Genomic DNA, 18,071 nt, shown 5'->3' with positions numbered 1-18,071 from the left:
CCATCAGGCTCCTTGGGAGGAAGAAACAGGTGTATCTCCGCCAAGCCGCGTGAGGCGGCCGGCGGCAATATAACTATCGACAAGCTGTCGTTCGGCCGCAAATGGGTGCCATTCCCAGCCTGAGTGGCCGAAGCCGGCAAGTACCACCTCGGCCTCGGCATATGTGTTCAAAACCTCGGCAATGACGATCATGCCACTGCTCGGCACGACATAGGGCGCCGGAGCAAAGGCCGAAAGCGAGGCATCGACGGCCTCGTGAACCGATTTGCCGATGACGATGTGCGCCTTGTCGGTGTCGACGCAGAAGGCGCTGAACTCATCGGTGTAGTCGTCGCAGAAATCGTCGAGTTCCGGATGCGAGACAGCAAGCGGCGCCCGCATCGCCGCGAATTTTTCCGGGTCGCGCACGCTCCAGATTTCGCGAGCCGAAACGACGCCGGGATGAGCGCGCCACTCAAGCGAACCGAGCATCGCCTTCGCCGGACGGCCGGTATTGCAGACCGCGACGGCATCCGTGCGCCGGCCGCCGGTGTCATAGGAGCGGCAATCGTTGAAGCGGACGACGAAATCGGCGGCATCGATGATGCCTGCCTCTGCCTCCGCGATCTCACCATTGCCGACGATCATGATCTTCCTGATCACCTTAATTGCTCATCGTGTCTTCGAGCTCTTTAAGCTCTTTTGTACGTTTGTCCGTGATGTTGGCGAGACATCCGGCGACCAGCATCGGCTCCATCGTGCCGCCGCGGGCCTGAAAGCCGAAGGCGTCGCATTCGGCGTCCCGATAATCGATCCAGGCGCGCTGCGCCTTGACCAGCGCCTGCTCTGCGCCCTTCATATCGCCGTCGAGATCCTTGTCGATCGCCACCATCGCGGCCCGGGTCTTCTTGTATTGCGCATTCAGCGCCTTGTCGGCGGCCTCATGGCGCGCCGCCTCGCAGCCAGTCATGTCCGATTGCGTCTTGGGATTGTTGCAATCGATATCCTGAGCGGAGGCAGCACCTGCCGTCAGCAGCATCGCCGCCCCGACCAGGCAGACATTCAAACGCATGCATTCCTCCAGCCTATTGTTCTTAAAGCTTACCCATCACCAGCTGACGGAAGCCATAGACCTCGCGCTTGCCGGAAAGTGGGATCAGCGTCACCGAGCGCGTTTGCCCCGGCTCGAAGCGCACGGCCGTTCCCGCCGGAATATCGAGCCGCTTGCCATGCGCCGCCGCGCGATCGAAGGAAAGCCCGGCATTGGTCTCGGCGAAATGATAGTGGCTGCCCACCTGGACCGGTCGGTCGCCTGTATTGGAAACCTCCAGCGTCACCGTCTGCGCGCCGGCATTCAGTTCGATGTCGCCGCTTGCGGCAATGATCTCACCTGGAATCATCTCGTCCTCCTTAAGCCGCCTTGGGCGCACAGCCCTCGGCCTTCAGCACACGCTTCCTCGAAGCCGGATTTTTAGCAAGCATGGCCGCCGGCCGAATAGGTCTCGCGACGAGATTACCGCCGCAGTTCGGGCAGACACCCTTCAACACACCGTCCACGCAATCCGCGCAGAAAGTGCATTCATAGGTGCAGATCCGTGCCTCAGTGCTATCAGGCAGCAGATCCTTGTCGCAGCATTCGCAATTGGGCCTGAGCTCGAGCATTCCTATCTCCTCACCGGATCGGCTCGTGCACGGTGACGAGCTTGGTTCCATCCGGGAACGTCGCCTCCACCTGCACGTCGTGGATCATCTCGGCAACGCCCTCCATCACCTGGGAGCGGCCGATCACATGGGCGCCGGCTTCCATCAGCTCGGCAACTGGGCGACCGTCGCGAGCGCCTTCGACGACGAAATCGCTGATCAACGCGATCGCTTCGGGATAGTTCAGCTTGACGCCGCGCTCCAGCCGCCGGCGTGCCACCATCGCCGCCATTGATATCAACAGCTTGTCTTTTTCTCTCGGAGTGAGGTTCATTGCTTGCCCATCTGCTTCATGCCTGGAACAGGATGATCCTGTTCTACATTAAAGAGTTAGAGTATGACGTCGCCCGAAAACCGCTCACACTTTTCGGCATCATGCTCCAGATTCATAGATTCCAGACTTTCGGCACAGGCGCACCATTTCGCAAGGCGGAAATGACCGGGATCAGGATTTTTCTGAGTGAGAAGCCGTCGGCTGCTGCAAGGCGGACAACGAGCTTGCCGTCCCAGGCGCTTGCACCGCCCATCGATCCTTCGACGAGCGGCCGGACTTTGCCAAGATAGGCTTCCGAAAGCGGCCCGGCATAAAGCAGCGTCGCAAACGCCACCTGCCCGCCGAGCACGGCCTGGCGCGCGGCAAGGGCCGCTACGCCGTCGGACAACCTCAGTTCTTCGGCATGGATCAACCGTCCCGAGCGGCGGATGCGCCAGCGGTCGCGAAACAACCCGGTCTCCACCATCTCACCCATTGCCTTGCGGCCGAGCAGCACGGCTTCGACGGCCAGAAATTCGGAGTCTTCGTCAAGATCGACATCCAAGCGGCGGGAAAGCGCTGCCCGGTCGAAGAGGATCGTTTCCTGCGGCAGCCAGTCGACACGGGCTTGAGCTCCAACCTTGATGCTGGTCGTCACCTCGGCGGTACCGGCCGATGCCTTGTAGATCTTCTCACAAGCCTGGGTGGTAACGTCGATGCGCGTGCCGGCGCCGGCATCAACGCTCCAGTCCATCCGGTCGCCGCCCGTCAGTCCGCCTGCTGTGTTGATGATGACTGCTTCCATCGAGGCATCGAAGGTATCCGGCAGGCGGATCTTCGCCGCCCCTTCCTGATAGAGTTCACGAATGCGCGTGCGGCCATCGAACAGCTTCGCCGCCAGATGCCCGCGCCCTTCCGCTCTCTGCGGTCTCGTACTCGCCGCCACGGTCGTCATATCGTCCCTTTCGGTCGCGCCACCGTTTTCATTCAATCGCGCGGATGACGGAAAGCAAGCAATTCCTATGCCGTCTGGAGCAGACCAGCAGAGGCAGAGGAAGATTTTCCAGACTCCGTGTCCCTTGCTGCAAAATGCGGCATTTGCCGGTCAGACAGTCAGATGGCGGCGGGCCTCCGGTGTATCCAGCGTTTCGGCAAGCCCTTCATGGACGATCTCGCCGCGATCCATGATGTAGACGTAGTCGGCGAGCTCTCGGCAGAAATCCAGATATTGTTCGACGAGAAGGATCGCCATGCCGGTGGAGTCACGCAAGTAGCGGATCGCCCGGCCGATGTCCTTGATAATCGAGGGCTGAATGCCCTCGGTCGGTTCGTCGAGCACGAGAATCCTAGGCCGCGTCACCATGGCGCGCCCAATCGCCAACTGCTGCTGCTGCCCGCCGGAAAGATCGCCGCCGCGACGTGACAACATCGACTTCAGCACCGGGAAGAGGCTGAAGATATCATCGGGGATGTTGCGGTCGCGGCGGCCAAGCGGTGCAAAGCCGGTTTCGAGATTTTCCTTGACGGTGAGCAGCGGGAAGATTTCGCGCCCCTGCGGGACATAGCCGATCCCCTGCTTGGCACGGGCAAAGGGCGGCAGGCCGTTGAGCCTGGTGTCGTTGAAGGTGACCGTGCCGGCCGACAGCGGATGCTGGCCGGTAACGGCGCGCAGAAGAGAACTCTTCCCCACGCCGTTACGCCCCAGCACGCAGGTGATCTTGCCCATCTCGGCCTTGATCGAGATGCCGCGCAGCGCCTGAGCGGCGCCATAATGCAGGTTTGCGTTTTCAACTGTCAGCATGATGCCGTCTCCCGAATCTTTGTGGGACCGCAATAGACCCCTCCCCAACATTCAATGGACCCATCATCCCTCACCGCCCCAGATAGTTCTCGATCACCTTCGGATCGGAGCTGACGAAATCGATCGACCCTTCCGCCAGCACCGAGCCTTCCGCGAGGCAGGTCACCTTGACGCCGAGATCGCGGATGAAGCCCATGTCGTGCTCGACGACGACGACCGACCGGGTCTTGGCGATATCCTTGAGCAGGATTGCGGTTTCCGCAGTCTCCGCATCGGTCATGCCGGCCACCGGTTCGTCGACGAGCAGAAGCTTCGGCTCCTGCGCCAATAACATGCCGATCTCCAGCCACTGCTTCTGCCCGTGCGAGAGATTGGCGGCGAATTCGTCGCGGCGGTGCGTCAGCCGCACCGTGTCGAGGATTTCCTCGATGCGTGCCTTGTCCTCGCCCGAAAGCCGGTAGAACAGCGTCGAGAACACACCACGACGTCGGTTCAGCGCCAGCTCCAGATTGTCCCACACCGTATGGCTTTCGAAGACTGTCGGCTTCTGAAACTTGCGGCCGATGCCGAGCTGAGCGATATCGGCTTCATCCTTCTTGGTGAGATCAATCGTACCGTTGAAGAACACCTCACCCTCATCGGGCCGGGTCTTGCCGGTGATGATATCCATCATCGTCGTCTTGCCGGCGCCGTTAGGGCCGATGATGGCGCGAAGTTCACCGGGCTCGATGACGATCGACAGCGAATTCAGCGCCTTGAAGCCGTCGAAGGAAACCGAAACGCCGTTGAGATAAAGCACGCTATTGGGTTTGACGTCGGGAATCATGGCGCTCACTCCGCTGCCTGGATTTTCGGCTCGATACTGTCTTCCTCAGCCGCCGGTGGGGCCGCCTTGGAGACAAGCTTCCGCTTGCCAAGATATTGCGCAATCGTGCCGACGACGCCCTTCGGCAGGAACAGAGTGACGGCGACGAAGAGACCGCCGAGTGCAAACAGCCAGAACTCCGGGAAGAGGCCAGTGAAGATCGTCTTGCCGCCGTTGACGAGGATCGCGCCGATGATCGGCCCGATCAGCGTCGCCCGCCCGCCGACCGCGGTCCAGATGACGACTTCGATCGAATTGGCAGGGGCGAATTCGCCAGGATTGATAATGCCCACCTGCGGCACGTAGAGCGCGCCGGCAATGCCTGCCATCATCGCCGAGACGACGAAGGTGAAGAGCTTGAAATGCTCAACGCGGTAGCCGAGGAAGCGCGTGCGGCTTTCGGCATCGCGCACGCCGACCAGCACCTTGCCGAACTTCGAGCGTACGATCGCCGAAGCAATCATCAGCGATAGAGCGAGGAAGATCGCAGTTGCGGCAAAGAGGGCTGCACGCGTGCCGTCAGCCTGTACGTTGAAACCGATAATGTCCTTGAAATCAGTAAGGCCGTTATTGCCGCCGAAGCCCATGTCGTTGCGGAAGAAGGCCAGCAGCAGCGCGTAGGTCATCGCCTGGGTGATGATCGAGAGATAGACGCCGTTGACGCGTGAGCGGAAGGCAAACCAGCCGAAGACGAAGGCGAGCAGACCGGGTACGACGAGGACCATCAGCGCCGCAAACCAGAAATGGTTGAAGCCGTACCAGAACCAAGGCAGATCCTTCCAGTTCAGGAACACCATGAAGTCGGGCAGAACAGGATCTCCGTAGCTGCCGCGCGTGCCGATCTGGCGCATCAGATACATGCCCATCGCATAGCCGCCGAGCGCAAAGAAGGCACCGTGGCCGAGGGAGAGGATGCCGCAGAAGCCCCAGACGAGGTCGAGCGCCAGCGCCAGCAGCGCATAGGTCAGATACTTGCCGAACAGCGACATGATATAAGTCGGCACGTGTAGCGGATTGGTCGGCCTCGTCATCAGGTTCAGGACCGGCACGAGGACCGCGACCAGAAGCAGGAGGGCGATGGCAATGACGATCTTGCGATCGAGTGATCGGAGAAGGAAGGCCGTAATCATGCTTCCACCGCCCTTCCTTTGAGTGCGAAGAGCCCGCGGGGACGCTTCTGGATGAAGAGAATGATGAGGACGAGCACCAGGATCTTGCCGAGCACGGCGCCGGCAAAGGGCTCGAGGAACTTGTTGACGACGCCGAGCGAGAGTGCACCGACCAGCGTACCCCAGAGATTGCCGACACCGCCGAAGACGACGACCATGAAGCTGTCGATGATGTAGGATTGACCGAGGTTTGGCGAGACGTTGTCAATCTGGCTGAGCGCCACGCCGGCGATGCCGGCAATGCCCGAGCCGAGCGCGAAGGTGAAGGCATCGACCCAACCGGTGCGGATGCCCATCGACGATGCCATGCGGCGGTTCTGCGTAACGGCGCGCATCTGCAGGCCAAAGGCGGACCGCTTGAGCAGCAGGAGCAGCGCCACAAAGACCACCATCGAAAAGACGATGATCCACAGTCGGTTCCAGGTGATGGAGAGCCCGCCGAGATCGAATACGCCGGACATCCAGGTCGGATTGCGGACCTCGCGGTTGGTCGGGCCGAAAATGCTGCGCACCGCCTGCTGCAGGATCAGCGACACACCCCAGGTGGCGAGCAGCGTTTCGAGCGGCCGACCGTAGAGATAGCGGATCACGGCGCGCTCGATCAACAGACCGACGAAGCCGGTAAAGACGAAGGCCGCAGGCACAGCAAAGGCCAGCGAATAATCGGCAAGCTCAGGAAAGGCGGAGGTTATGTATTCCTGCACGACATAGGTCGTATAGGCACCGATCATCACCATTTCGCCATGCGCCATGTTGATGACGCCCATGACGCCGAAGGTGATGGCAAGGCCGATCGCGGCAAGCAGCAGCACCGAGCCGAGAGACAATCCGTACCAGATATTCTGGACGATATCCCACAGCGCCAGGCTGCGATTGATGGAACTGATATCCGCCTGGATCGCCGGCTTCAGGTCTTCAGGCGCGGTTTCGAGTGTGGTCGTGAGGATGGTCAGCGCATCGCGATTGCCGCGCGCTGCGATCGTATCGATCGCAGCCTTCTTGTCTTCGACGCTCGCATCCGTCTTGAGCAGCAGCACTGCGCGCGCCGCTTCCATCGTATTCTTGATCTCTGCGTCCTTTTCGGCCGCCAGCGCCGAGTTCAGCAGGTCGAGATTGGCGGGGTCGGCATCTTTCAGGAGGCCCTGCGCCGCGGCAAGCCGCGCGGAACGGTCCGGGCTCATCAGGGTCAGTTGGCTGGTGGCGGCGCTAATGACGCCGCGAAGCGCGTTGTTGATCTTGACCTTCGTCATCAGATCCGGATCGACATCTGCAGCGAGTTCGCCGGTGATCGGATCGGAATAGGTCGGTTCGTCATCGGTACCGCCCTGGAGAAGAACCGGGCCGCCATCAGAATTGACGTAGAGAAGGCCGTCGCTCAACTGCTGCAGGATCTGGCTGACATGCTGGTCCTTGGAGGCGACCAGCGCTTTGATGGCCGCTTCGCGTTCCGGGAAGTCGCCGACGCCGAGCGCGTCGATGAGCACATGGATATCGTCCTGAGCCTGGGCTTCGCTCGAGATTATCACGCCCGAAAATGTCAGGCCCGAAAATGTCAGGCAAACCGTGATGAGGAAAATCTTTATGGCGCGATACATCGGCTTTCTCGCCCTTGATAGTGTTGGCCTCGCGGCGCAATCGCTGGGACGGAGCTTCCGCCCGGGATCAAACCCGGACGGAAGCCTTCAGGCAATCATTGGATCGGGGCCGTACTCAGGAACCCTTGCCACCGCACTTGCCCGTAGCAACGTTGAAGTTGCCGCAGGACATCGGCTTGCGCCAATCGGAGATCAGGTCCTTGGAATCAGGCAGGTAATCCGACCATTCGTCACCGACGACGGCAGGTGTCTGCTGGACGATTTCGAACTGGCCGTCGGCCTGGATTTCACCGATCAGCACCGGTTTGGTGATGTGGTGGTTCGGCATGACGGTCGCATAACCGCCGGAGAGGTTCGGAACGCTGACGCCGATGATGGTGTCGAGAACCTTGTCGGTGTCGGTCGTGCCGGCAGCCTGGACGGCCTTAACCCATGCGTTGAAACCGATATAGGCGGCTTCCATCGGGTCGTTCGTCACGCGCTTGTCGTTCTTGGTGAAAGCGTGCCAGTCCTTGATGAACTTCTTGTTGGCAGGGCTTTCGACCGACTCGAAGTAGTTCCAGGCAGCGAGATGGCCGACGAGCGGCTTGGTGTCGAGACCGGCAAGCTCTTCTTCGCCGACCGAGAAGGCGACGACGGGAATGTCGGTTGCCTTGATGCCCTTGTTCCCCAGTTCCTTGTAGAAGGGAACGTTGGCATCGCCGTTGATCGTCGAGACGACGGCGGTCTTCTTGCCGGCCGAACCGAATTCCTTGATCTTGGAAACTTCGGTCTGCCAGTCGGAGAAGCCGAACGGCGTGTAGTTGGTCATGATATCTTCTTTCGGAATACCCTTCGAAATCAGATATGCCTCGAGAATCTTGTTGGTCGTGCGCGGATAAACGTAGTCCGTACCTTCGAGAACGAAGCGCTTGACGCCCTCTTTTTCCATCAAGTAGTCGACAGCAGGAATGGCCTGCTGGTTCGGAGCAGCACCGGTGTAGAAGATGTTGCGCGAGGACTCTTCGCCTTCATACTGGACCGGGTAGAAGAGGATCGAGTTGGTCTCTTCGAAAACCGGCAGAACGGACTTGCGCGACGAGGACGTCCAGCAACCGAAGACGGCCGCAACCTTGTCCTTCTGGATCAACTCACGTGCCTTTTCGGCAAACAGCGGCCAGTCGGAAGCCGGGTCGACGACGACGGCCTCAAGCTTCTTGCCGAGAAGGCCGCCCTTCTTGTTCTGCTCGTCGATGAGCATCAGCATGGCGTCCTTGAGCGTGGTCTCGGAGATGGCCATGGTGCCGGAAAGCGAGTGCAGAATGCCGACCTTGATCGTGTCGTCGGCGGCAACCGCACCGCTGAAGGCAGCCGAGGCCGCCATGACGGCGCCGAGTGCAGCGCCAGTAATAGTAGTTCTGAGATTCATCTGGTTGAGCCCCTCTTCTTGTTCCGCAACAGGCCGAAAACGGAGATTAACTGTTGCTTAAGGGACTATCGGGCGCTGCAGCGCAAAAACACATACGCAAAATGACGTAGGCGCGGGGGTCAAACAGGCAGACCAGGGAAGGAAGGGCATCCCCCGCAGCAGGGATGCCCTATCTCGATACCGGAATTTATCCGTCGATCGTCAAGGTAACTGAGGTCGGGCCGTAGGAGAGGGTCGCCTTGTGGCCGGAAACCGTGACCTTGCCGAAGGTGCCAGTCACGGCACTCGCCTTCAGGATTTCGATCTTCGTTCCGGGCGTTGGGGCATAGCCATCGGCAATCGTCACGTCGAGGTCGCCGGCCAGCACTGCCTTGCCTTCGACAACCAGCGTGCCCGCGCCGTTTTCGCCGAGCGCCGACTTCGTCATGGCATTGGCGACCTGCTGATAGTCACCGCTCACGGTCAAAGGCTTGTCGGCCGCCAGAACGAGCGAGCCGCCATTGAGCGTCAGCCCGCCACGACCGAAGGCCGACGGCGACAAGGCCACCAGCGCGCCCTCTTCCAGCACGGTGCCGCCGGAATAGCTGTTGGCGCCTGAAAGCCCGAGGATGCCGTTGCCGCGCTTCACCAGCCTGCCCTTGCCGGTAATGTCGTTCCGCCAGGTGTCGATCGAATTGAACCCGCCCTTTGCCGCGTCCATCGTCACGGTCACCTCCTGTTCGAACGCAGCGTAACCGTCGGCGGCGGCAAACAGGTTGAGACGGCCGTAACCTTCCGCATCGTCGAGGAGCGGGTAGCCGGAGGCGATCTCCGTCGTCTTCAGCACGTCGCGGCGCTGCTCGCCGTCCAGATAGGGCAGACGCGTTTCGAGAAGCGCTTCGGCGCCCTGCGGCACCCGCGCCGGCTGATCGGTCGCATGGATCGTCGGCAGGCCGTAGCTCAGGCGCTGCAGCATGTAGGCGCGATTGGCGTCATGATCGGCGAAACGGTCTGCGGCAAGCGGTGCCGCGTGGGCAGCGACTTCCAGCGCTCCTGCATCCGCAACGCCTGACTTGGCGATAAGCCATGCCTGCGCTTGGGCGTAAGCATCGCTCTTCAGCGCCGCATTGTCGGCCTTGTTGAGATTGTAGACGACCGTAGCGGTGCCGAGCATCCGGCCGCCCATCACGTCGAGAGGAGAATGCATGCCGGCGAGGATGCGGTCTTCACCCAGCTCGCTGGCGCGCGTGATCATTTCCTGAAAACGCTGCGGCACGAGGTAGGCCATGGCCAGCGCATCCCGCCAGGCTTCCGCCGTATGCCCGCTGGGGAAACCGCCGTCCTCGACCGGCTTGCCGCTCTTGGCGGGCTCCAGCGTCGGGACGACCGATACGTCCTGGCTCCAGCGGTAGGGACGGCCATATTTGAAATAGCGCTTGGCCGGTTCCGTCGAACCGTCACCGCTTGCGGCGTTGATGAAGTCGATTGCAAGGCCCATGTCGGGGTTGGCATCGGTCTTGTTTTCCGTATCCGGCTTGCTGCCGGCGCCGCGATTGTTGCCCTTGTCATCGTATTTGACCGTCGTCGCATCGACCGCCACCTCGGTGATCGTGGTGGTCTGCTTCGAGCCGGCCTTCCAGGCAGCCGTCAGCGGGCCGAGGCCGTCGACGATACTGGCATTCTTGCCGCGCCGATCGTCGAGATAGGCGGCCACCGCTTGACCGGCCGTCCGCGCCCGCGTCGCATTGACGACATAGGCGATGTTCGCATCATGGACGGCCTGGTTGACGATATGGCCGTCGGTCTTGCTGGCGGGAATACCGTCCCAATCCGTCTTGGCGACAGCCGGGCAATTGTCCTTGGCCGGGGCCTCGACACCCGCATCGACGAAAGGCGTGCGCGGAGTCCAGATTTCGAGGAAGCCGGAGAGAAGGTGAACGGCGGCGTTGGTGTCTGCCGTCGAGAAGCAGGCGTCACCGCGCTTGTTGGTGTTTCCGGCCTCCACATAAGGAACTTTGGCCGCCGTGGCCTGCTCGGCGCTGGCAAGCGATGGCACGATCGAAAGAAGGCAGACAAGGGCGGTGCTCAGGCGGCAGAGGCTTAAAACAGACATGGTGATACCCGAAATGGTTGAACGAACGCCGGGAGAGTTAGAGCTCCTATGTGACGGATCAATTGCAAATATATTGCCATTCTGTGAACCAGTCGGTGCCCGCCTCTTGCCTTTCCCAACCATCCCGCCAAAACTGCCAGCGAGACGATGAGCCCAACCGGAATGCCGGAAAGGAAGACATGGCAGCGCGCCAACGCATCATTCCGGTGAGACGCGAATACAATCGCTGGGTCGCCAACCAGACGCTGGAAGATTACGCGTTGCGCTTCACCGCAAAGAGTGCTCGCCATTTCTCCTCGCAGCGCATCTCGCAGACGGCGATCGGCGCGATCTCCTTCCTGGCGCTGGAGGCGATCGGCGGCGCGATCACTCTCTCCTACGGCACCACCAACGCCTTTTACGCCATTATCGTCGCCTCGGTCGCCATGCTGGCGATCGGCCTGCCGATCAGCCGTTACGCCATCCGCCACGGCGTCGACATCGATCTTCTGACGCGCGGCGCGGGCTTCGGCTATATCGGCTCGACCATCACCTCACTGATCTATGCAAGTTTCACCTTCATGCTGTTTGCGATCGAGGCATCGATCATGTCGGGGGCGCTGGAGCTTACCCTCGGCATCCCGCTCTGGATCGGCTACATCATCAGCGCCGTCATGGTGATCCCGCTGGTGACGCACGGCGTGCGGCTGATAAGCAAGTTCCAGCTGATGACCCAGCCCTTCTGGATCGTGCTGAATATCCTACCCTTCATCTTCATCGCCTTGCTGGACTGGGAAAAATTCGATCTCTGGCGCGCCTTTGCCGGCATCCGCCATGCCTCCGGCCCGCCCGGCACCGTCGCCGAATTCGATCTGGTGGAGTTCGGCGCTGCTTCTGCCGTCATCCTGGCGCTGATGTCGCAGATCGGCGAACAAGCCGACTTCCTGCGCTTCCTGCCGCCGGACCCGCAGCGCAAGTGGCGCCATCGCCTGGCGATCTTTCTCGCCGGGCCCGGCTGGGTCATCATCGGCGCCCCGAAGCTGCTTGCCGGTTCCTTCCTGGTCGTGCTGACCTTCACTTCGGGCGTCCCCCTCGATCGCGCCGCCGACCCGGCGCAGATGTATCTGACCGCCTTCGGCTACATGGTCCCCTGGCACAATGCGGCGCTGCTGTTGATGGCCGCCTTCGTCGTCGTCTCGCAGCTGAAGATCAACGTGATGAACGCCTATGCAGGCTCGCTCGCCTGGTCGAACTTCTTCTCGCGGCTGACCCACAGCCATCCCGGCCGCGTCATCTGGTTGGTCTTCAACGTCGCAATCGCCCTGCTTTTGATGGAACTCGGCATTTACCGGCTGCTGGAGGAGACGCTCGGCATCTTCTCGATCATCGCCATGGCCTGGCTCTGCACGATCTCCGCCGATCTCTTCATCAACAAGCCGCTGGGCCTTGCTCCCCCCGGCATCGAGTTCAAGCGCGCCCACCTCTACGACATCAACCCGGTCGGCCTCGGCGCCATGACGCTGTCGGCGACGGTGTCGCTGATCGCCCATTTCGGTGCCTTCGGCGACATCGCCGCCTCGCTCGCCCCCTATATCACCCTCGTCATCGCGCTGATCGCCTCACCTGTCATCGCCTGGGCGACGAAGGGCAAGTTCTACCTCGCCCGCAAGCCGCGCCAGAGCTGGAAGAACCTGACGAGCATTACCTGCTCCGTCTGCGAACATCCGTTCGAACCGGAGGACATGGCCTGGTGCCCGGCCTACGCCGCGCCGATCTGCTCGCTCTGCTGTTCGCTCGACAGCCGCTGCCACGACATGTGCAAGCCCGCCGCTCGTTTCAACGCGCAGGTCGGCACCGTCGCCAAGGCGCTGCTGCCGGAAACCATTCTGGGGAAGCTGACGACGCGCCTCGGCCGCTACGGCATCGCCGTCGTGCTCGCATTGACGGCCATCGGCGCGATCCTGGCGATGATCGCCCATCAGGTCGCCTCCGCCTCACCCGCGACCGCCGAAGTCGTCAACCGCACCATCTTCATCGTCTTCTTCGTCTTCTCGGTAATCTCAGGCGTTGTCTGCTGGTTCTATGTGCTCGCCCATGACAGCCGCGTCGTTGCCGAGGAGGAATCCTCGCGCCAGAACACGCTGCTGCTCAAGGAAATCGCCGCCCACAAGAAGACCGACGCCGCCCTGCAGAACGCCAAGGAGACGGCCGAGGCCGCCAACCGCGCCAAGAGCCGCTACGTCGTCGGGCTCAGCCATGAGCTGCGCACGCCGCTGAACGCCGTACTCGGCTACGCCCAGATCCTCGAACGCGACGAGACCATCCCGGCGCCGCGCCAATCCTCGATCAAGGTCATTCGCCGCAGCGCCGAACACCTCTCCGGGCTGATCGACGGCCTGCTCGATATTTCCAAGATCGAGGCCGGCCGCCTGCAGGTCTATTCCAACGAGATCAACATCCAGGATTTCCTCGACCAGATCGTCGATATGTTCCGCCCGCAGGCGCAGGCAAAGGGGCTCACCTTCATCCATGAGCGCTCGCCGGCCTTGCCGCAGTTCGTCCGTACCGACGAAAAGCGCCTGCGCCAGATCCTGGTCAACCTGCTCTCCAATGCCATCAAGTTCACCGACGAAGGCAGCGTCACCTTCGATGTCGGCTATCGCAGCCAAGTCGCGACCTTCACCGTCACTGACACCGGCCGCGGCATCACGGAGAAAGACCTGACCCGCATCTACGAACCCTTCCAGCGCGGCGAGGCCGAAAGCGTGCGGCCAATGCCGGGGCTTGGCCTCGGCCTCACCATCACCCGGCTTTTGACCAACACGCTCGGCGGCGAGATTTCGGTTTCGAGCGTGAAGGACGAAGGCTCGACCTTCCGCGTCCGGCTGATGCTGTCCGCCGTCATGCGCGCCGTGGCCGCCGCACCGCAGGAAAAGCGCATTGTCGGTTACGACGGCCCGCGCCGCACGGTCGTGGTCGTCGACGATAACGAGGACCACCGCGAGATGATGCGCGAAATCCTGGCGCCGCTCGATTTCATCGTGCTGACGGCGGCAGGCGGCGGCGAATGCCTGACGCTGATCGAGGGCATCATACCGGACCTCTTCCTCGTCGATATCCTGATGCCCGGCATGAACGGCTGGCAGCTCGTCTCGCGTCTGCGCGAGGCCGGTCAGACGGCGCCAGTGCTGATGCTTTCGGCCAATATCGGTGATGCGGCGGTTCTCAGCGACAGTGACGACAGCCATAACGATGCGATCGGCAAGCCGGTCGACATCCGCCAGCTGCGCGACAAGCTCGCCCTGCATCTTGGCCTGAAATGGATCTTTGCCGATGCCGCGCCAGCCGTTCCTGTTAAGATCGAAGCGCCGATGCTGAGCCCAGGCGCTGCCCATATCCAGGAATTGCTGCGGCTCGGCGAGATCGGCTATATCAGAGGTATTGAAGCCAAGCTTTCCGACCTTGCCAAGGTGGAGGCAAATCAGCCATTCACAGAGGAACTTCGCGCCTATGTCGCCGCCTTCGATGTCGCCGGCTTCATGACCTTCCTGCACGACTTCGACGAAAAGGTGGAACCCATTGCCTGAGCCGGCCCTCCCCCGCGACATCGTTCTGCTCGTCGACGACTCGGCCGAAGCACTCGGCTTCTTGACCGACGCACTCGAACAATCCGGCTTCTCGGTGCTGATCGCCACGTCGGGCACGGCCGCACTTGGTATCGTCGAGCGCATCACACCCGATATCATCCTGCTCGACGCGGTGATGCCCGCCATGGACGGCTTCGAGACCTGCCGTCGGCTGAAGGCGAATGCCGCGGTGGCGCAGGTGCCTGTCATCTTCATGACCGGCCTGACCGAGACCGAGCATGTCGTGCACGCGCTGGAATCCGGCGGCGTCGATTATCTCAGCAAGCCAATCAACATCGATGAACTGCGCGCCCGCATCCGTGTCCATCTGCGCAACGCTCGCTCGGCCCAAAGCGCCCGCATCGCGCTGGACGCGGCCGGCCGCCATCTGCTGGCTGTCAAGGGCGACGGTGCCATCCACTGGTCAACGCCGCAAGCCACACGGCTGGTCAATGCGGCCATGGGCAGCGACGACGGCATGGAAATCGTCGTCCACCATATCGCCGGCTGGATGCGCGACCGCGTCGCCGCGGTGCGCGACGGCATCATCTCCGTTGCCCATGCCGGCCAAGCGGCGCTGCAGCTCGCCTTCCTCGGCGCGATCGGCCCTGACGAATATCTCTTTCGCCTCACTGCCGCCAATCAGCGCAGCGACGACGCAGTGCTGCGCCAGCGCTTTTCGCTCACCCAGCGCGAATCCGAAGTGCTGCTCTGGATTGCCAAGGGCAAGGCCAACCGCGACATCGGCGAAATATTGGGACTGTCGGCGCGGACGGTGAACAAGCACCTCGAACAGATTTATGTGAAGCTCGGCGTCGAGAACCGCGCATCAGCCGCCGTGAAGGCCACGCATGTGCTGCACGAGATGTGAGATGGCGTTGGCGGCTGGCCGCTAAACCACCCGATCCGGCACATCCCTGCCTTCGAAAAACGCCGTCACGTTGTCGACCACCTTCATGCCCATGGCGGTCCGCGTCTCTTCCGTGGCGCTGCCGAGATGCGGCAGCACCATGACGTTCTCCATCCGCCGCAGCGCCTCCGGGACATCAGGTTCCGCCTCGTAGACGTCAAGCCCGGCACCGCGGATCGTGCCCGCCTTGAGCGCTGCAATCAGCGCCGCCTCATCCACCACGTCGCCACGCGCCGTATTGATGAGAAAGGCGCCTGGCTTCATCGCCGTAAGCCGTGCCGCATTTATCAGGTGTCGGTTCTCTGCTCCACCGGGGCAATGCAGCGAGACGAAATCGGCCACCGCCAGCACGGCCTCGATCGTCGGCAGTTGCCGCGCGCCGTAACGCGCCGCCTCCGCCGGATCGATCGGTGAACGGTTGAAGAACACCACATCCATGCCGAAGCCGAAATGGCAGCGTTGCGCGAAGGCCTTGCCGATTCGGCCGAAACCGATGATGCCGACCGTCTTCCCGGTCACCTTGGTGCCGACCATATGCGTCGGGCACCAGCCCTTCCATGCACCAGCGCGTACCTGCCGCTCGCCCTCACCGCCGCGCCGGGCAACGGAGAGCAGCAGCAACATGGCGATATCGGCCGTGCAGTCGGTCAGCACGCCCGGCGTGTTTGTGACCGCAATGCCTCTCTCCCTGGCAGCGGATATATCGATGTGATTGTAGCCGACGCCGAAATTGCCAAGGATCTTGGTGACAACAGGCACGCCGTCGAAGACAGCGGCGGGCAACCGATCGGAAACCGTCGGCAATACGGCATCATAAGTCGAGAGCGCCAGCCTTAGCTCGTTTTCACCGAGCGGAATATCGTCAGGATTGAACGTCACGTCGAAACGTTCGGCAAGGACGGCTTCCACCGTGGCTGGCCAGCGCCGGGTGACGAGAATGCGGGGTTTGGACATGACGGTTCCACTCAACGCTTCAAAACGATGCCAAGAGTTAGACCAGCCAGGCGAAAATTGAAACGTCCGCAAAAAGAAAGAAGCCCGGTCGGAACCGGGCTTCGATAATCATGTCCCATAAAGGGGAGCGAAGCTTACATGCCCTGCGGGAAGTAGCTGTACTTGCCGTCCGGACCCTTCTTCCATTCGTACATGATGTAGCCGGGGATCTTCGGATCGCCCTTTTCATCGAACGAAATGTCGCCGAGAACGGTCGGGAACGGGCCCTTTTCCTTCATAGCCTTGGCAACGGCCTCAGGATCCAGCGAGCCGGCAGCCTTGGCGGCCCCGGCAATCGTCTGCATCGCAGCGTAGGAATAGAGCGTGTAGGCTTCCGGATTGAAACCAGCGGCCTTGAACTTTTCGACGAGTTCCTTGTTCGCAGGGTTCGCCGTCGGATCGGGGCCGAAGGTGTTCAGCGTACCGGCGACGGCGTCGCCAGCGATCGAGGCCAGTTCGTTCGAAACGATACCGTCGCCCGAAACCAGCGTCGCCTTCAGGCCCTGGTCAGCCGCCTGGCGGATGATGAGACCGGCTTCGGTGTGCAGACCACCCCAATAGATGATCGAGACGCCGGCTTCCTTCATCTTGGCGATGAGGGCCGAGAAGTCCTTGTCGCCGACATTGATGCCTTCGTAAATGACTTCCGTCACGCCGGCGGCGTTCATAGCCTTCTTGGTTTCGTCGGCAAGGCCCTGACCGTAGGGGGTCTTGTCGTGAACGACAGCGATCTTGGCGTCCTTGAAGTGATCGGCAAGATACTTGCCGGCGATGGCACCCTGCTGGTCGTCACGGCCGCAGGTGCGGAACGTGTTCCAGAGGCCCCGTTCCGTGAAGGTCGGGTTCGTCGCGGCCGGGGTGATTTCGAGGATGCCGTTTTCGGCATAGACTTCCGAAGCCGGAATCGAAACGCCCGAGTTGAAGTGGCCGATGACGAACTTGACGCCGTCAGCAGCGAACTTGTTGGCAACCGAAATGCCCTGCTTCGGGTCGGAGACGTCGTCGCCGAGTTCGATCTTGATCTGCTCGCCGTTAATGCCGCCAGCAGCGTTGATGTCGGCGGCCGCCTGTTCAGCACCCTTCTGGAGCTGAGCGCCGAACGCGGCGTTCGGACCAGTCAGCGGACCAGCGACAGCGATGAGAACGTCGGCCCACGCGTTGCCGCTGAAGGCGAGCATCGCCGTCAGAGCCACTGCCGACAGAAGAGACTTCTTCATATTATTACTCCCAATTTTTGGGCGGGTTCCGGTCCAAGGCCCAGCGCACTACCCACCATTGACTGCGCCAGGAAAGCTGTTCCACTCGGAAGGCAATTCATGCCTAGTTTCAACGGACTGTCAATGTTTGTCCTTCCACGAAAACGCGGAAGTCTTTTCGTACAGCCAGTAATAGTTGTTAACCATCTGATTGGTGCGGCGGTGGCGGAAGCCGGCCGTCGAGAAGACCAGCAGCGTCACGAAATCGAGGATATAGTAGAAGGTGCTAAGCATTGGCCCATTGAACAGGGCATGATGCAGGAACTGCATCGCCCAGGCGAGCAGAAATGTATAGACGATGACCAGCGGATAGTCGCTCCAGCCCTCGGCAACCGCTTTGCCGGCGCGCCAGGCCGTCCAGAAGCCTAAGAGCAAGACGATGACACGGATCGCCACAAGGGGGCCGACATCCGCTTCGAAGAAAAGTCCCTGCATGTCAAACTC

At 61.5% G+C, this 18,071-nt stretch carries 17 protein-coding genes; 2 read left to right on the top strand and 15 right to left on the bottom strand.

Annotation, left to right across the window (positions count from 1 at the left end; translation table 11 throughout):
* Nucleotides 1-3: 3 nt before the first annotated feature.
* The 12 genes from MOV76_RS10255 to MOV76_RS10200 all read right to left on the bottom strand — a co-directional run bounded on the left by MOV76_RS10255 (nt 4) and on the right by MOV76_RS10200 (nt 10,863).
* On the bottom strand, nt 4-627 hold the full coding sequence (locus MOV76_RS10255; protein WP_247264478.1) for a Urease operon accessory protein: 624 nt from the start codon (nt 625-627) through the stop codon (nt 4-6).
* A 16-nt stretch (nt 628-643) separates the two neighbouring features.
* Nucleotides 644-1,051 (bottom strand): lysozyme inhibitor LprI family protein, encoded by a 408-nt coding sequence (locus MOV76_RS10250; protein WP_112904757.1) that lies wholly within the window; start codon nt 1,049-1,051, stop codon nt 644-646.
* A gap of 22 nt (nt 1,052-1,073) precedes the next feature.
* On the bottom strand, nt 1,074-1,379 hold the full coding sequence (locus MOV76_RS10245) for an urease subunit beta (protein WP_018243288.1): 306 nt from the start codon (nt 1,377-1,379) through the stop codon (nt 1,074-1,076).
* A gap of 10 nt (nt 1,380-1,389) precedes the next feature.
* On the bottom strand, nt 1,390-1,641 hold the full coding sequence (locus tag MOV76_RS10240) for a DUF1272 domain-containing protein (protein WP_018446878.1): 252 nt from the start codon (nt 1,639-1,641) through the stop codon (nt 1,390-1,392).
* A 10-nt stretch (nt 1,642-1,651) separates the two neighbouring features.
* Entirely contained in the window at nt 1,652-1,954 is a 303-nt protein-coding gene (locus MOV76_RS10235; RefSeq protein WP_018243290.1) for an urease subunit gamma, read from the bottom strand.
* 112 nt (nt 1,955-2,066) lie between these two features.
* Complete coding sequence (locus tag MOV76_RS10230; protein WP_247264457.1) at nt 2,067-2,888, bottom strand: urease accessory protein UreD; 822 nt, start codon at nt 2,886-2,888, stop codon at nt 2,067-2,069.
* Nucleotides 2,889-3,038: 150 nt separating this feature from the next.
* A complete protein-coding gene (gene urtE, locus MOV76_RS10225) occupies nt 3,039-3,734 on the bottom strand; it encodes an urea ABC transporter ATP-binding subunit UrtE (RefSeq protein WP_003581844.1) in 696 nt (231 codons plus the stop codon).
* A 70-nt stretch (nt 3,735-3,804) separates the two neighbouring features.
* Nucleotides 3,805-4,560: an urea ABC transporter ATP-binding protein UrtD gene (urtD, locus tag MOV76_RS10220; protein ID WP_018446880.1), complete on the bottom strand. Its 756-nt coding sequence runs from the start codon at nt 4,558-4,560 to the stop codon at nt 3,805-3,807.
* 5 nt (nt 4,561-4,565) lie between these two features.
* A complete protein-coding gene (urtC, locus tag MOV76_RS10215; protein WP_247264456.1) occupies nt 4,566-5,729 on the bottom strand; it encodes an urea ABC transporter permease subunit UrtC in 1,164 nt (387 codons plus the stop codon).
* Nucleotides 5,726-7,363 (bottom strand): urea ABC transporter permease subunit UrtB, encoded by a 1,638-nt coding sequence (gene urtB, locus MOV76_RS10210; protein WP_018446882.1) that lies wholly within the window; start codon nt 7,361-7,363, stop codon nt 5,726-5,728. The genes urtC and urtB overlap by 4 nt, the downstream gene beginning before the upstream one ends.
* A 115-nt stretch (nt 7,364-7,478) precedes the next feature.
* A complete protein-coding gene (gene urtA / locus MOV76_RS10205; protein ID WP_026230747.1) occupies nt 7,479-8,771 on the bottom strand; it encodes an urea ABC transporter substrate-binding protein in 1,293 nt (430 codons plus the stop codon).
* 187 nt (nt 8,772-8,958) lie between these two features.
* Complete coding sequence (locus MOV76_RS10200; RefSeq protein WP_247264455.1) at nt 8,959-10,863, bottom strand: phosphatase PAP2 family protein; 1,905 nt, start codon at nt 10,861-10,863, stop codon at nt 8,959-8,961.
* A 179-nt stretch (nt 10,864-11,042) separates the two neighbouring features.
* Between MOV76_RS10200 and MOV76_RS10195 the strand changes: the two genes are divergently transcribed.
* Both MOV76_RS10195 and MOV76_RS10190 read left to right on the top strand, forming a co-directional pair.
* Nucleotides 11,043-14,429, top strand: a complete 3,387-nt coding sequence (locus MOV76_RS10195; protein ID WP_247264454.1) for an ATP-binding protein — start codon at nt 11,043-11,045, stop codon at nt 14,427-14,429.
* The gene (locus tag MOV76_RS10190; protein ID WP_028733275.1) at nt 14,422-15,339 is read left to right on the top strand and encodes a DNA-binding response regulator; all 918 of its coding nucleotides are present in this window, start codon (nt 14,422-14,424) and stop codon (nt 15,337-15,339) included. Before MOV76_RS10195 ends, MOV76_RS10190 begins: the two co-directional genes overlap by 8 nt.
* Nucleotides 15,340-15,360: 21 nt before the next feature.
* Here the strand turns inward: MOV76_RS10190 and MOV76_RS10185 are convergent, their stop codons facing one another.
* The 3 genes from MOV76_RS10185 to MOV76_RS10175 form a co-directional block, all read right to left on the bottom strand.
* A complete protein-coding gene (locus MOV76_RS10185) occupies nt 15,361-16,332 on the bottom strand; it encodes a D-glycerate dehydrogenase (RefSeq protein ID WP_130717640.1) in 972 nt (323 codons plus the stop codon).
* Nucleotides 16,333-16,466: 134 nt separating this feature from the next.
* Nucleotides 16,467-17,588: a branched-chain amino acid ABC transporter substrate-binding protein gene (locus MOV76_RS10180; RefSeq protein ID WP_018243302.1), complete on the bottom strand. Its 1,122-nt coding sequence runs from the start codon at nt 17,586-17,588 to the stop codon at nt 16,467-16,469.
* Between the two features lie 120 nt (nt 17,589-17,708).
* A complete protein-coding gene (locus MOV76_RS10175) occupies nt 17,709-18,062 on the bottom strand; it encodes a DUF6867 family protein (protein ID WP_018243303.1) in 354 nt (117 codons plus the stop codon).
* Nucleotides 18,063-18,071 lie beyond the last annotated feature (9 nt).

The organism is Rhizobium sp. PRIMUS64 (assembly GCF_023006465.1).
Lineage (GTDB): Bacteria > Pseudomonadota > Alphaproteobacteria > Rhizobiales > Rhizobiaceae > Rhizobium > Rhizobium leguminosarum.
This window is presented reverse-complemented; position numbering and strand designations above follow the sequence as displayed.

Excerpts from the sequence above, each read along its gene's own strand:
- MOV76_RS10240 (WP_018446878.1), bottom strand. The coding sequence starts at position 1,641 with ATGCTCGAGCTCAGGCCCAATTGCGAATGCTGCGACAAGGATCTGCTG.
- urtA (WP_026230747.1), bottom strand. The coding sequence starts at position 8,771 with ATGAATCTCAGAACTACTATTACTGGCGCTGCACTCGGCGCCGTCATG.
- MOV76_RS10245 (WP_018243288.1), bottom strand. The coding sequence starts at position 1,379 with ATGATTCCAGGTGAGATCATTGCCGCAAGCGGCGACATCGAACTGAAT.
- urtC (WP_247264456.1), bottom strand. The coding sequence starts at position 5,729 with ATGATTACGGCCTTCCTTCTCCGATCACTCGATCGCAAGATCGTCATT.
- MOV76_RS10235 (WP_018243290.1), bottom strand. The coding sequence starts at position 1,954 with ATGAACCTCACTCCGAGAGAAAAAGACAAGCTGTTGATATCAATGGCG.
- urtE (WP_003581844.1), bottom strand. The coding sequence starts at position 3,734 with ATGCTGACAGTTGAAAACGCAAACCTGCATTATGGCGCCGCTCAGGCG.
- urtD (WP_018446880.1), bottom strand. The coding sequence starts at position 4,560 with ATGATTCCCGACGTCAAACCCAATAGCGTGCTTTATCTCAACGGCGTT.
- MOV76_RS10230 (WP_247264457.1), bottom strand. The coding sequence starts at position 2,888 with ATGACGACCGTGGCGGCGAGTACGAGACCGCAGAGAGCGGAAGGGCGC.
- MOV76_RS10185 (WP_130717640.1), bottom strand. The coding sequence starts at position 16,332 with ATGTCCAAACCCCGCATTCTCGTCACCCGGCGCTGGCCAGCCACGGTG.
- MOV76_RS10195 (WP_247264454.1), top strand. The coding sequence starts at position 11,043 with ATGGCAGCGCGCCAACGCATCATTCCGGTGAGACGCGAATACAATCGC.
- MOV76_RS10255 (WP_247264478.1), bottom strand. The coding sequence starts at position 627 with ATGATCGTCGGCAATGGTGAGATCGCGGAGGCAGAGGCAGGCATCATC.
- MOV76_RS10180 (WP_018243302.1), bottom strand. The coding sequence starts at position 17,588 with ATGAAGAAGTCTCTTCTGTCGGCAGTGGCTCTGACGGCGATGCTCGCC.
- MOV76_RS10250 (WP_112904757.1), bottom strand. The coding sequence starts at position 1,051 with ATGCGTTTGAATGTCTGCCTGGTCGGGGCGGCGATGCTGCTGACGGCA.
- urtB (WP_018446882.1), bottom strand. The coding sequence starts at position 7,363 with ATGTATCGCGCCATAAAGATTTTCCTCATCACGGTTTGCCTGACATTT.
- MOV76_RS10175 (WP_018243303.1), bottom strand. The coding sequence starts at position 18,062 with ATGCAGGGACTTTTCTTCGAAGCGGATGTCGGCCCCCTTGTGGCGATC.
- MOV76_RS10200 (WP_247264455.1), bottom strand. The coding sequence starts at position 10,863 with ATGTCTGTTTTAAGCCTCTGCCGCCTGAGCACCGCCCTTGTCTGCCTT.